At 36.3% G+C, this 14,487-nt stretch carries 10 protein-coding genes and 2 tRNA genes; 3 read left to right on the top strand and 9 right to left on the bottom strand.

Annotation, left to right across the window (positions count from 1 at the left end):
* Positions 1-19: 19 nt before the first annotated feature.
* The 7 genes from RYK16_RS01360 to ispD all read right to left on the bottom strand — a co-directional run bounded on the left by RYK16_RS01360 (position 20) and on the right by ispD (position 11,633).
* Positions 20-646, bottom strand: coding sequence for a phosphoribosyltransferase family protein (locus RYK16_RS01360; protein ID WP_314850269.1), 627 nt, complete (start codon positions 644-646; stop codon positions 20-22).
* Positions 634-1,686 (bottom strand): helicase-related protein, encoded by a 1,053-nt coding sequence (locus RYK16_RS01355; protein ID WP_314850268.1) that lies wholly within the window; start codon positions 1,684-1,686, stop codon positions 634-636. The genes RYK16_RS01360 and RYK16_RS01355 overlap by 13 nt, the downstream gene beginning before the upstream one ends.
* 180 nt (positions 1,687-1,866) lie before the next feature.
* Positions 1,867-4,035, bottom strand: coding sequence for an LPXTG cell wall anchor domain-containing protein (locus RYK16_RS01350; RefSeq protein WP_314850267.1), 2,169 nt, complete (start codon positions 4,033-4,035; stop codon positions 1,867-1,869).
* Positions 4,036-4,160: 125 nt separating this feature from the next.
* A complete protein-coding gene (locus RYK16_RS01345; RefSeq protein ID WP_314850266.1) occupies positions 4,161-8,159 on the bottom strand; it encodes a Cna B-type domain-containing protein in 3,999 nt (1,332 codons plus the stop codon).
* A 363-nt stretch (positions 8,160-8,522) separates the two neighbouring features.
* The gene (locus tag RYK16_RS01340; protein ID WP_314850265.1) at positions 8,523-9,572 is read right to left on the bottom strand and encodes a DUF5692 family protein; all 1,050 of its coding nucleotides are present in this window, start codon (positions 9,570-9,572) and stop codon (positions 8,523-8,525) included.
* A gap of 267 nt (positions 9,573-9,839) precedes the next feature.
* Complete coding sequence (locus tag RYK16_RS01335; RefSeq protein WP_314850264.1) at positions 9,840-10,904, bottom strand: acyltransferase family protein; 1,065 nt, start codon at positions 10,902-10,904, stop codon at positions 9,840-9,842.
* Positions 10,905-10,991: 87 nt separating this feature from the next.
* Positions 10,992-11,633 carry a 2-C-methyl-D-erythritol 4-phosphate cytidylyltransferase gene (gene ispD, locus RYK16_RS01330; protein ID WP_314850263.1) on the bottom strand — a complete coding sequence of 214 codons (642 nt, stop codon included), beginning with the start codon at positions 11,631-11,633 and terminating at the stop codon, positions 10,992-10,994.
* An 89-nt stretch (positions 11,634-11,722) separates the two neighbouring features.
* Between ispD and RYK16_RS01325 the strand changes: the two genes are divergently transcribed.
* Positions 11,723-12,385, top strand: a complete 663-nt coding sequence (locus RYK16_RS01325) for an HAD family phosphatase (protein WP_314850262.1) — start codon at positions 11,723-11,725, stop codon at positions 12,383-12,385.
* A gap of 32 nt (positions 12,386-12,417) precedes the next feature.
* Here the strand turns inward: RYK16_RS01325 and RYK16_RS01320 are convergent, their stop codons facing one another.
* Positions 12,418-12,915, bottom strand: a complete 498-nt coding sequence (locus tag RYK16_RS01320) for a small multi-drug export protein (RefSeq protein ID WP_314850261.1) — start codon at positions 12,913-12,915, stop codon at positions 12,418-12,420.
* 203 nt (positions 12,916-13,118) lie between these two features.
* Between RYK16_RS01320 and RYK16_RS01315 the strand changes: the two genes are divergently transcribed.
* Both RYK16_RS01315 and RYK16_RS01310 read left to right on the top strand, forming a co-directional pair.
* A tRNA-Ile gene (locus tag RYK16_RS01315) sits at positions 13,119-13,195 on the top strand.
* 31 nt (positions 13,196-13,226) lie between these two features.
* A tRNA-Ala gene (locus tag RYK16_RS01310) sits at positions 13,227-13,299 on the top strand.
* Positions 13,300-13,408: 109 nt separating this feature from the next.
* Here the strand turns inward: RYK16_RS01310 and RYK16_RS01305 are convergent.
* The gene (locus tag RYK16_RS01305; protein ID WP_314850260.1) at positions 13,409-14,209 is read right to left on the bottom strand and encodes a papain-like cysteine protease family protein; all 801 of its coding nucleotides are present in this window, start codon (positions 14,207-14,209) and stop codon (positions 13,409-13,411) included.
* Between the last annotated feature and the right edge of the window lie 278 nt (positions 14,210-14,487).

The following is a 14,487-nucleotide window of genomic DNA, read 5'->3' as shown; positions in this document are numbered from 1 at the left end:
CAATCCCTTAGGAATCTCTTTATTTTCCGAATATTTTACGCTTTTTCAGCCAAAGACGATTCACACTCACCACGTAAATTACAATCTTGCAGTCATAATCCTTTAAACAACGCAATGCCCCTAACATAGAAGCACCTGTCGTAATCGTATCATCCACCAACAAAATCTTCTTTGGCACAACGCAGTTTTTCTTTAGGACAATATTGTCTGACATCTTCATGCGCTCTTCTACACTACGATTTTTCTGATCAAAATCACTAGCTTTTTCAAAAATATCTAACTGTCGTAAAGGTAAGAGAGAAAACATCTTTTCAAGATGATGAAACCCACGTTTTGCGATTTTTTCTTTAGAACTTGGTAAGTAACAAACTGTATAACCAAAAAACCGTAATGTTAACCACCACCGAAAGGGATACAGAAATACTGATTTCAACGCTTCATCAAAACATTCCTTGTATTGAACTAGTAGCTTTGCAAAGGCATCATCGTAGAGATAACTAGTATATAGTTTATACCCATGAAACTGCATACGAAACTTAATCTTAGTTAGATGACTTCGACATGTATGGCACAAAGGATCATCATTCTCCAGTATATCGACGAAATCCCCCTCTCCTTTTTCCATTCCACACATTAAACAGCGCATATTTGATTCACCTGCTCTATCTTATTCTTACAAAGTTGCACTAGTTCTGTCTTTTCACTACACAAAAACAATACATCACCTTCTGGAGATGTAAAACTTCTTCCTGCTCTACCTGCCATTTGAATCAACCCAGCTTCATCAAAGACAGAATGATTCGCATGCCATACGCAGATATCTGCCTTAGGGATAGTCACACCTCTTTCTAGAACCGTTGTCGCTATTATCACACCCTTTGAGTTTTGTTTGAAATGATATATGATTTCATCCCTATCCTTGCTTTCACTTGTACAGACATAACATTTCATAAAAATATTGAGAACAAACCCAAATATCTTAGCTATTCTAATTGTTGGCACAAAGATAATTCTAGGATTGCATGCATGTTTGTTTATCCATCGTATGAGTATTAGGAATAATAGTATCGATGGATAAATAGATAATCTTGGAACTGGTAAATCGTGTCCATGTGGACGTTTGTTCAATTTGATATGATGCATCACCCCTTCTTTTACTTTACTTAACAGATACAAATCAGGTGTAGCAGTTAAGTATATTACATTTCCTATGCACGCATGTTTTGCAATACCATGTAACACTTCATCTCCACGATACGGAAAGGCATCCGGTTCATCTAAAATCAATAAAGAGAATTGACCTTGGTAACGATATAACTGATGTGTTGTACATATAATTAAATCACCATCAATATCATCTGTATGACCACCACATACCGCTACAATTTTCGCCTTTTTAAAATATGTCTTTAATCTTTCAGCCAGTTCTAATACAACCTGTCTTCTTGCAATCGCAAAACATACTTTACGCTTTTCATTTAATGCATCTGCTATACTAGCAAGCACCATTTCTGTTTTGCCAGCACCACATACACACTCCAACAATACATCTTTTGTACGAATGTATTGCTGGCACTCTTTGGATACTGCTTCTTGTAGTTTCGTTAGGGGATATTGCATGATATATTCACTACAATCATCGTGAATATCCTCAAGTTTAATATTTGTTTCCTCCTCTAATAACAACCTTCCAAAACCTATACATTTCCGACAATAATATCCATGACTCCCTTTATAAAAATATGATTTTTGTGTATTTCCACAACGTGGACATTTCATTTCTTCACCTCTAAACATGTATACGCAAAAGGTTATGAACTTCCATAAAAAAGGTTGATAGTTTAAACTATCAACCTAAAGTATTGCTTATTGTTTGTTAGACTTAAATCTCTTTACTACTGCAAATCCAAATCCTGCAAGAGCAGTAATCACTGCTCCAACATAGATTGGCAATTGAGAGTTATCACCTGTCTTTGGTGTAGCTGGATTCACAGTTTCAGGAGCAGCTAAGTACTTCAATGTAAATGTAATTTCATTGCTTGTTGGATTTGTTGAGTCAGCACCTGAAGGTAGCTGTTCAGCATCCCACTTCAATGCAAATGTTACTGCATTACCTGTTGCACCATCTGTAGCCTTCGCCATTAACAAGCCCGTCATGGAACCTGCTACTGTGTAGTTTGTATTTGGACGAGCTGTACTATTAAAGTGTACACCATCCACTACAACTTCCATTGTATCTTCCATTCCAAGTACTGCATCCTTAAGTTCAGCGAATGTAGTTACTGGAGCAGCAACTGTCATTTTGACTGCGATAGTATTACCATATATTGTTTGGGATACAATTCTATACTTACCATTGTCATGTAGTAAGGATACTGTTGGGTTTGTATCAAAATTCATTTCACTTGGAAGTGTCAACGAAGCTGTAAATGTTGCACTGTAATCTGTTAAAGCAATTGTAGTTGGATCTACATTAGCTCTATTAAATGCATTCTCAATTTCGCTCATCTTTGATTTAACAGAAGAAACATCTAAGGAACCTGTAAATGCAAGATTGGCATCTCTTGTTGTTTCGTACACTGCATTATGCTGTGTTTCATTTCCAACAAGAATATCACCAGGAAGTGTCATCACGTCTTCATAAATTCTTTCTAGTGGGGCAGCATAGTTTACAGTTAAAGCAATCGCACTAGGATTGTTTACACTTGCACCTGCAGTTGTCTGCTTGCCAACCCACTTCAAATCAAAGTTGATTGTACTTCCAGAAACGTTATTTGTAGCTGTAGCAGTTAAGTTACCATTTACAGTACCGATAACTTCATAGTTTCCTCCAGCCACAGATCTAGCATCAAATTTTGCGACTGGAACTTTAATCTTCATGTCATCAGCTACTGCATTTACTGCATTCTTTAAATCTGCAAAGTTTGTAATATTTGCTGCATTAACAAGTTCAAATGTTACCGTAGCACTCTGCATATTACCTGTCACATTGCTAATGACAAATGAACCATTTGCACCTTCTAAAGTTGTATTTGCTAATGAAGGTATATCTGCAAAACTCAAGCCAGTTGGCAATGTAATTGTTGCTGTGAAAGATGTATTTAAGTTTGCTAAGCTGATTTGATTTGCAGCTGCAGCGTAACTTGCTTCAATAGCAGCCATCTGATTTTTAATTGTCTTTGCGTGGAATACACCAACAAAGTTAAGGTCATCTGTCTTCTGCTTTGTTACTGCATTATTTGCAGTTTCGTTATCAATTAATAAGTCCGCATCAACATCTACTGTTACATTTGAGTTAGTATTTGTTGGCTGTTCAAATACATCACTAGTCGCAAAACTATCTGTTAATGAGATTGTAGCAGTATCAGCTTGGAATTCTGTTGGAATACGAATAAAACTACGACCTGTAATAAATCCAAAACTACCAGTACTAGTAATCTTTAAGTTTTGATCGATTGCGTTTGCAGCCAAGTATCCATTTGCGCTAATGCTATATGGAATTGTTAAAGTTACTTTTCTATTCTGTGTACCAGCATTCACGTCACTTTGATAAAGTGTATTGATACCAGCCCAGTTTTGTTGTGCTAGAGGTAAATCAAAAGTTACTACATTTCCTGAAATGGAATATGTAATTGTTGTTCCTGGGATAATTGCTGATGTACTAGCAGTCGTCGGAGTACCAAGTGTAACTTCCGCAGGGAATGTAACACTATATTTAATGCTAGCTACCTTGCCTGCTGTTCCATCGATATTCCATGGATAAGCAGCACCATACGTTGTCATAAATGGTGCTAATTCTGACATAACATCGGCAATTGGTACATCTGCCACCCATGTTCCGTTGTATGTACCGTCATTACTTCCAGTGACTCCACTTACAGTTCCAGAATTACTAATATATTGTGCAATTTGTAATGTGCTTGCCGCATTAACAACAGTTGCATTAGGTAATAATAAGCCAACTATAACCATTAATGTAGTAAGAAGTGTCATGATTTTAGTAAACCATTGGTTATGTGTTACGTTTCCTCTCATTTGCTATATACCTCCACTTTCTTTTGTTAAATAATATTTGTTATTAAACAAAATCTTACTTAGTCTACTTGAATAAATGCGTTAAATCAAGAACTTAACATACAGTTTTGTTGTTTTTTTATACATTAACTTAAATATGTCTGTTTTTTACATTTCGTAACTACTACAACTACCAATGATGATAAAACCATAATCATCGCATATAACAATACATTATTATTTTGATCACTTGTCTTTGGAGTTGAAACCTGTACTTTGTATACATTTGTAAATATCGCTTCATTTACAACTGTTCCATCAGCCTTTTCAACGCGTGTATTTGCTACAAGTTGTCCAGATACATCGCTTACTTCAAATGTAATTGTGTAATGAGTTGTATCATATGTGTAATTTGCAACACCATCATTAATCTCACTAATTACATACTGATATGTACCTGCCTGTGTAATTTCAAATGTGCCAAATTCTACTTCACCACTACCAATTACTTCAGTTTGTTTTACTCCATTCACACTTCCACTTGGCATTGGATCAGCTGGATTGACTGCTTTCATCTCAAAGTGGAATGTAGATGGACTACTTGGATTTCCTTCCACAACCTTTTTGACTGGTGGATCTACCAATACTGGTCTTGGTACATAAGTATTGATAATTTTTGTACCCTCATAATGTACTGTAAAGTCTCTGCCATCAATTGTAATTTTACTTCCTTCCTCTACAACATTACCATCGCCATCAAGTTCCTTCACCGTGTAAATGTTTGCGGCAGAAGTGATTGTGTCTGTCACGGCCAGGTTAGTAAATGTTGCAGTAAACTGATTGTTTTTATCAACAGTCACTTCTTGAACTTTAGTACCATTCTTATATAAAGCGATTGTTGTGGATAGTGTATCAATTTCGGGCTGTGTTAGATTAAACCACTCTTTTACAAATGTCTTTGTCGTTGTTGCTGGAATGAGTGGAGTTACTTCTAAAGACTTCTTGTTTGTGATTGTAAATCCTTGGTCTGCATCTCCAACTATAGTTGCAGTGTACCAAGCATTATCAATCTTTATCTTATTAGAACTATCTACACCTACTTCTTTCACAGTGTATTGATAGTTAGCACCAGTCGCCGGATTTACTATATCAATGTTTTCGAAGGATACTTCCCAGTTGTCTGCAGCTGTAATATTCTTCTTTTCAAAAACTGTTCCATCACGATATAACGCTACTTCTACTTCATTAACTGGAGCAGTCAGTACAGTACCATCATAGTTCTTCCACTCTTTTGTAACTTTAATGGAAGAAGTATGGTATGTCATTGCAGCAGGTTCAAGTGTCAATGTCGCACGGTTACCATTAATATCATAATCTAAGACAGGCGTAATCACATCCACCTTGTCGTTATATGACATTAATAGATTATTCTCTGCCTTATATGTCACTTCAATTCTTCCGCCATCCCCATCACTTACAGTTGTCTTTGCAACAAGCATAACCATATTAGCATCTGCAGGATCATTAACGATATCATAATCCGCAGGCTGTGGTGCGTGATTGAGTGCATAGGTCTTTCCTGGTTTTAACTTAATGTACTTCACTTCAAAGTTAGATGTTGCTTCTACTTTATCTAATTTGAGTGGTAATTGATTTGGCCCTTCTGGCATAAATGCCGGCCCAAAGTCTAAATTCTCATTCAGCAATGGAATAAATACATTTGCGTAATTGATTGGTTGTCCACTGTTATTTCTTAGTTTGATACGCATTGTTGTCGTATCACCCTTCTCTAACACAACTGTTGTATTTTCTTTTGTAGTTGCAGAAGTATTATCGTAAATAATCTCCCTACCTGTTTCTTGATCAATCAAGGAAGAATGTGCATTTACAGCTGCAGCCTGATTTACCTTTACACCCGTACGTTCGGATAAGGAAACCATTGTCTTGCCAGAGTTTACTGATGTGCCAAATACAGTTGTATATTTGTCAGTATTCCAATTGCTACGATCCCACTTCTCAGGTTTGATGACTGCTCCTATCGCATCAAAGTCTTTTGTCGTAATACCTAAGAAATCATTGATGTGGTAAGTTGCGACCTTAACTGTCTTATCCGCATGGACGTCGAACTTCACAGTCATATTCTTACTCGTAAAGTTTGGTTGATATTGACCTCTTGTTTCTTGACCAATATCGATAGAATACTTCCAAACCTTAATCTTTTCACCATCTTTTTCGAACTCACCCACATAAGTTGGAGCACTTAGTGTCCCCTCTGTAACTTGTAAATTCGAATATGTAAAGCCTTCCGGCATAATCACATATAACTCAGGTTCCTGTAATGGATTCCAATCCCAGTTCGCATCATCAATACGTCCTGAAATCGTAAAGGAATTGCCACCAAGAATTTGGGACTGGTTAATAGTACCAACACCATTTTTTACTTCAGGTACCTTTGGTTTACCTGTTAAGTGATACGTATCACCCACGGTAGGAGTCGTACCTGTTGTATAAAACTTTACAGTTGTCTTAACATCTTCATTTGTACCAACCTTCCAGCTTCCATATACACCATTTGGAATATAAGACCAACCGTAGAATTCACCATCAGAGATAAACTTATTATTTGGATTCCAAGTATCTAATAAGTCACGTTGTGGACGAATACCATCATACTGACCAGGAATTTGACCAATATCAACCTTGATAGATTTAATGGAATCATTAATATCTAGACCTAGTGCTGTATTTGTGATTAATGCAGATACATTTGATTTCTGTAAAATACTTGGATCAGCCACACCACTTGCGCCACTAGCAGATGTCCAATAGATATTTCCATATACCATATCCGTATGATATGGAATTGTAACACCACGAATAATAGCAGTATTTGTTTCATCAATTATCATCTCAATTGTCTTTGGTTTTGTTGGAGTGGATAGCTCATTCTTAATCAGCAATGAACCTAAACGTACGTTATAAGTATCATACTTTTTATATGCCCAGTTAACTGCTGTATCTGTTAAACCATGAGAAGTTACCTGTTCTGGATCAACACCTTCAATAATCTTTACTGTCATTGTAGATACATTACTTGAAGTACGATCTGCATTTGGCGTATCATCCCAAATTGTCTTTTTGAAATTCTTTAAAACAATATTGAATGTAGAACCACTTGCACGCGTAGAGTTTGCCGGAACCTTTACATGTGGCACAAATACTGGTGTGCCAGAATAAGAACCTGGTTCATCCCATTCTAATTTTGTAGTCTTAATACCACCACTTTCAGTCGTAGAAACAACTGTACCATTGCTATGATATAGCTGTGTTTCTTCAAGAGAAATAAACTCGATATCACTAGGATATTCAATTTCAATTGTTGTCTTACTATTAGCTTCTGTTAAGGACTTAGTACCTGTAATAGATGCCAATAATGTAGTAGTTGTATCACCTTTATTGACTATTTCTGATGATTGATCAGTCCAGAAATTATATCTAAGTTCATCTGTAGATTTCGCATTAAAAGAACGTGCATCTACCATTGGCGTATCATCTGTACTAAGACTAACACGAATTAGATTTGCAAGAATCTGGTTTGGATCTTGATTTAAGTACGCACTATCAATACTAAAACTTATTTCTCCAGCAGAAGCTACATTCGTCAAAGATGTCTTTGTCTTATATATGAGTTCACCATTTCTTGCCTGAGCAGAGCCAGCAGTTGGATACCCATATGGCGAAGTACCTGTACCAGTCGGAGTCTTTACCAGCTTTTCAAATCCAGTCGCAGTGATTGGACCTTCCGTAAATGTGGAACCAGGAAGTGTAGTGATATACGCTCCATTTCCAAGATTTAGATGAAAATAGGTATTTGAAAACTGCAAGGATGATGGAACAGAATACTCTACATCCAATGAGTAAATAACCCCTGTTTTAAGTTCAGGAATATCACCTGCCAACAAGTCAGCAACCTGTGCTCCAGTAGATGAGTCCTTTACAATAACTTTATTAAATTTAAAACCGGTTGTATCCTCAGCCTGAACAACTGCTTTTCCAGGAATAAAACCGGCGACTACAATTACAAGTGACAATAAAAATGTAAACACTCTCTGTAATCCCTTCATAAAATGATGATTGCTACACATAGATCTCTCCCTTTCATCAACTCCTGCAGCGTTTACTTTGGACGAATTCATTGCTAGGAATCGTGATGGCCACCGTCAACGCTACTTGGCAACGTGGGTACACTTGCTGTTTTTAACTGGTCTAACTTAGCAATTTTCGTATTCAAAGGATGTGTTTACAAACAAAACTAACTATTTTGTTGTTTATATCAATTTTAGTTTACATTGTCTAATAATCAAACAAAGAGTTGTTTAAATTTTCGGTAAACTTTTTGGCTTTTTCAATATTTGAAATCTCATACCTGAAATTATAAAAAGCAGGCACGTTGAAGTCTACCTTCTCAGAAACCTACCTTTTATGATTCTATCCCTTTCAATTATCAATTAGTCAATTACTGCACGGGCAGCTGCATCTTTATAATACTTAAATTCTGTAAATACTTCTCCCTTATATGGATTCTTCTTTGTCATCATACATTTACGGATAATATAGATAATTGCGATTAGGTTTACTATAAGTGCTAGTCCACTCACAATCGTCATCATTGTAGGATTTGCATTTGCACTTCCTCCTGCCACAATACCATTTAGTGTTCCGTCTGCGTATAAAGCTGGTAATGTAACCCATGGGAATGCCTTTGTACCATCTGCCAATGTCTCCTGGAACAGTGGAAATACCTGTGCAAACATGCACCAAATACATAAAGTATTTGCTCTATTTTGAATCCATCCACCCTTATTCCATAGTAATGCAGGAATTGTTGGTGATAATAGCAATGCTACACCACAGAACCATGTATGTGTTGGTAAGCAGTTATATGTATATGCAAAATTCCACACATCATAGATTAAGATATATACCCAAATCATATCTGGCCAAATCATATCTTTCTCATCCTTAGAAGAATATACAGCCCACCAACCTGTCATGCAGAAGATATTAATTAAACCCGCTAAACCATTAAATACATTATGCCATCCACCGTATAACCATACGCCTTCAGAAGACAACCACCATTTGTACCATCCGTTGATTGCGGACTCAAAATCACTCGCTACAGCAATCAAGATATTAATTGCGACAATTGCAAATGGGAATGCACGGAACCAACGTTGTTTTCCAATACCCCATTTGTACTTAATCATCATAAAACCAATACATCCAGTAAGTGATGCATAGAGTTTTGCATAATGGAACCAACCATTCATATATAGATATGTCTGGTTATGTAATGCCCACTCTGCGCCCATTCTAGCTGATACATAAATCGCGATAAAATAAACTGTCAAAATTAATGGTAAAACAAAAAACATCAAGATACCGCCAAACTTTGTTCTACGAGAAAACTCATTTAACAAAATCAAACTTGCAAGTACTCCTAGCATTGCGACCCATTGATATATGGCCGTATCTCCGCTAATGTGAAATAACATATTTTCCTCCCCTTTTTATGTTCCCACTTCATTCAATTATGCATGTATAAACATGTGATTAATTTCACTTATATTTTATAAAACATCAAAATGTTAGACAATGGCTAGATTAAAAATTCTTTTAGAATTTAGACAAATATAAAAAATTGGATAAATATAAACAAGAGTATCCTAGTCATTTCCAGTGTATGCATGTACCAAAAACAATATAAAAAGCGATTCTTTTAAACAATATCTCAGTTCAAAAGAGTCGCTCTATCATTTTTATTACACACAGTATTTTTTAATTACTGGTATATGATTTAGGACTGCAGATACACCCATTGATACACCAAACACAATAATTGATATTAACGGAACTGAAATCCATGCATTCATTGATAAGGTATCAAAGTGAAGAATAGCTGCCATACTTTCGATGATAAATGTATGAATTAAGTATGCACCAAATCCAAACTTCGATAATACTACCACTAATTGATTCATCTTTTCGTTCTGGAATGTATGATACTTAAAGAATGTATGAACCGCAATAACTTCTAATAAAACATTTACTTCAAAATTCCCATAATAATTAGAGTTCGCTACCTGTGTCTTAATAGACAACCCTGCGTCTGCAACAACAGTAAATATAAAACCTAATATACCTGCAACATAAATCATCACTCGCACATCTTTTTTAATCTCAATGCGATCTAAGTAATATCCTAGTATGAAATAGAAAGTATAACCCAACACCATACTCATACCCATATTCATTAGATTCGAATCAATAGTAGTAACCATCTTTTGAATCATACTATTATTAGACCCCACAAAATCATTTACAATTTTTAGCACCCATGGAATCAAAAACGCAAATATAAATGACAGTTTTAAGAAATACTTCATAACTGTTTCATCAGAAACGATCTTCTTCATAAACGGAATACACATATATAACCCAATAATCATTAGTACGAACCACATGTGATAATGTCCTGTCACTAATGTTCCTATATGTGATTTTAGACTATAGATTAATCCATGTTGGAATGTATCTGTTGTTAGTATTGCATAAAAAAGGCTCCAAGATACAAATGCAATTACCATACGAAGTACGTATTTTGAGTAAATATTCTTAATCGGAACATCTCTATTCAAGAAAAGTGCTCCACTAATCATCACAAAGATTGGAACTCCCCAGCGAACCAAGCTGTCATAAATATTAAAAACCTGCCACTGTATTCCATTTACATCTACATTTGACCAATTCGACGCTGCCACGTGTATAAACACTACGGCGAAGGTCGCAACCAAACGTAAATAGTCACAATATACTTTTCGTTTCATATGTTCTCCTTTACGGTGTTACACTATCTATTTTAATCTTTTTTATTATATCATATGTAACTAAATGCTTTTTCTTGAGCAGATATACTACCTCATATCTTCTGGAGTAGTAATTTTGTAGTTAGAATACTTCCCTTCAACTACAGCTACTCTTACATCAGAATACTTCTCTACCAAGGAAGTATCATCTGTTCCAATAAAGTTATCTTCTTTTGCTTTATGCATGCATGTAAGTAATAAATCTGTCTCAAATGCCTGTGGCGTCTGTGCACACTGTAATGTACTACGTTCATATGTCTCTACAACATATCCATCTTTCACATGCTTTACAGTATCCTTGCATGGAACACAAAGTAAAGCAGCCTTCTCTGTTTCCATCGTCTTTTTAAGTTTCTCTAATGACTCTTGATCTAAGAAAGGCCTAGCTCCATCATGCACGAAAACAATATCTGCTAATACTGCACGCAAGCCATTATAAACACTATCTTGACGTGTTGCACCACCACACGCAAATACGATTCTACCATCCTTTCTTCCTTGTTCTTTTTCAAAATGCTCTGCACAGTCTGTTACCAAAACAATTTGTATGCAATCACTATCATTTAGAAATACAGAAAGCGTCTTATCCAAAATAGTTGTTCCGTCTGACAGTTTAGCATAAACCTTATTAAATCCAAGCTTCATTCTTGTCCCACTACCTGCCGCAACAATTAGAGCACTGTATTGCATAACTTTCTCCCTCTTTTTTCATATATTAAAACACAATCAGATGTCATACGCATCAATAAAATGTATAATAATCAAAAAAAGGAGATAACATGCGCTATAACGGAATTATTTTTGATTTTAACGGTACATTATTCTTTGATACTGATTTACATATTCAAGCTTGGGATACCATTGCTATGAGAGTCATTGGTGAACATATGACAAAGGAAACACTTGTGCAAAAATATTGGGGTTTGGCAAATGTTGATCTAATTCAACGCATGACGAATAATACGCTACCTACAGATGAGTGTGAACGATTATCAGCCGAAAAAGAAGCTCTTTATCGACAATATGTCAAAAATGATCCTAGCGCAGCTCTAGCTCCGGGTGTCATTGAATTTTTTAACTACCTCAAACAAAACAACATTCCCTTTACAATTGCTTCTGCATCAATCAAAGAAAATATAGATTTCTATATATCTCAATTCCACTTAGACCAATGGATTGATCCAAGTACAATCGTCTACGATGATGGTACATACAACAGTAAATACGACATGTATATAGAAGCTATGAAGCGTCTTCACGTATCTGATCATGTTATCGTCTTTGAAGATTCTATCAACGGCGTTCTCGCCGCAAAAAAAGCTAATGCAAAAGTCATTGCGATTTCCAGTGATTCTCTTGAAGCCCATGATCTTCCATTCTTATCTGCGACAATCAAAGATTTTCAAGGTATTGTTGATCTACTTGAGAATCTTCCTGAATAATTTAGTATAGAAAAAAGTCTCATATTGAGACCTTATCCAAATACTGCACCTAATAATCCATAGGATACTAGTGTCATGATTACTGCAGCCATTGCAACTCCAATCAATATTGATAGAGTTGCTTTTTTTAAGTCCATTTCAAACAAAGCCGCAATCAAGCATCCAGTCCAAGCACCTGTACCAGGTAATGGGATTCCTACAAAAAGTGCCAATCCCCAGAAACCGTACTTATCAATTTTTGGTTTATTCTTGAGTGCTTTCTGTTCTAACCACTCCGCAATCTTTGATAAGTGATGTGTGGATAGCCAATGGATTAACTTTTTAATTCCAAATAAGATAAATGGAATTGGCAAAATATTACCAATAACACACCAGAATACCGCTTCCCACATAGGTACCCCTAGCATCTTGGCAAGTAACAAACCACCACGTTCTTCAATCAGTGGTAGTAAGCTAACTAAAAAGATTGATAATTTAGGTGATAAGAACTTCCCAACAGTTCCTGCCCACCAGATAATAAAACCTTCCATGCAAAACCTCCGCATATCCTTGCATACTTTACCATAGACCACTATCCATCGCAATTGCACTAACAGAAAATTATTTAAAACTGGCAAAAATTTTATCTGTACTAGTAGTTCCCCAGGTTTCCAAATTATTTTCCAAAAAATTGCAAAAATGTGTTGACACCATCTGGTGTGGTTGATATTATATTAAAGCATTCGATGAAGTTGGGCCTGTAGCTCAGGTGGCTAGAGCGCACCCCTGATAAGGGTGAGGTCGCTGGTTCAAGTCCATTCAGGCCCACCATTTTCGGAAAACTCATCGAATTGATATACATGGGGTTATAGCTCAGCTGGGAGAGCACCTGCTTTGCAAGCAGGGGGTCAGGAGTTCGATCCTCCTTAGCTCCACTCATCAAAATAATACCGTAAAATACGGTATTTTTTATTTACTGAGAAGAAATTGAGATTAATGAACTAAAAGCAGATTTCACGTGTGTGTATGAAATCTGCTAAATTTTTATTTCTCAGGTTTTGCAAGAACAAATAATGCGTTACGTTCATAGTCTTCATTTCCTTCTTCTGCGAAGAAATCATACATTGACCAGTTATAGTAGAAACGTTCAGCACCATATACAAAGTAGCCATCTTGATTATGATCAGTTGTATCATAAGGATCTGCCATAATCATAACGTCATCTTGTGTTGTCTCTGTTCCCATATCATCATAGCCAATTACTACTTGCCAGTGTCCGCCCCACTCAATCCAACAAACCATTACTGCATTGCCTGCTTGGATTTCTTCCTTAAAGCGTGACAGAGGGAAAACTTCGTGTGGATCTTCACCAATATGATCATAGTTAGATTCAATATTGAATCCACCAACACCTTTAAACATTTCTACTGCTTGTTTTACAGATGTAGGTCCAGGAGTTAAACCATTCGAACGTAGCTTCGCAATGTCTTCTTCACCTAGATTTCCTCTTTTTCCATAGAAATCCATAACCATTAAGGCAGAAGCCACACCGCAACTCCACTCACTAGATTGTTGAATTGTTTTAAACTTCGGCAAAATTGAAAGTGAGCCATTACTTGTCATATTGTAATAATCTAAAGATGTAAAATAAGGACTTCCTTTATGATCTCCTGCACGTTCAACGGAATCTGAACCAGTTTCTGGATCTAGATCTTCATTGTCCTCAATCTTCATTTCATCAGTGTAATTACCAGTATTGTTTGCGGCTGTTTCCTTTTCAGATACAGCTTTGGTTGTGCATGCTGTCATAAGCAATGCTAGTAAAATCAAATAAAACTTTTTCATTTTTCCCCTTCCCGGTCCCCAACAAAAAAGGCAGTATCAACCAATACCACCTGTATGTATTCTATTCGTCACACACTTATCTCTAAAAGACTACTACAGGCACAGAGTTGATTGCTCAATATGCGGGAAATCCCGATTAATCAGGCAGTCTTTCTGCCCTGCTGCATCCTCGATGCAGTCCCTGCTTCTTCAACAGGTCTTCGGCATTTGACCCGGCCGTCCGTGTAGCCTCAGCTTATAATAAGCGGTCAAGCGTGACATATTTATCACAGAAATAG

Source organism: uncultured Solobacterium sp. (assembly GCF_963550625.1).
Lineage (GTDB): Bacteria > Bacillota_I > Bacilli_A > Erysipelotrichales > Erysipelotrichaceae > Bulleidia.
This window is presented reverse-complemented; position numbering and strand designations above follow the sequence as displayed.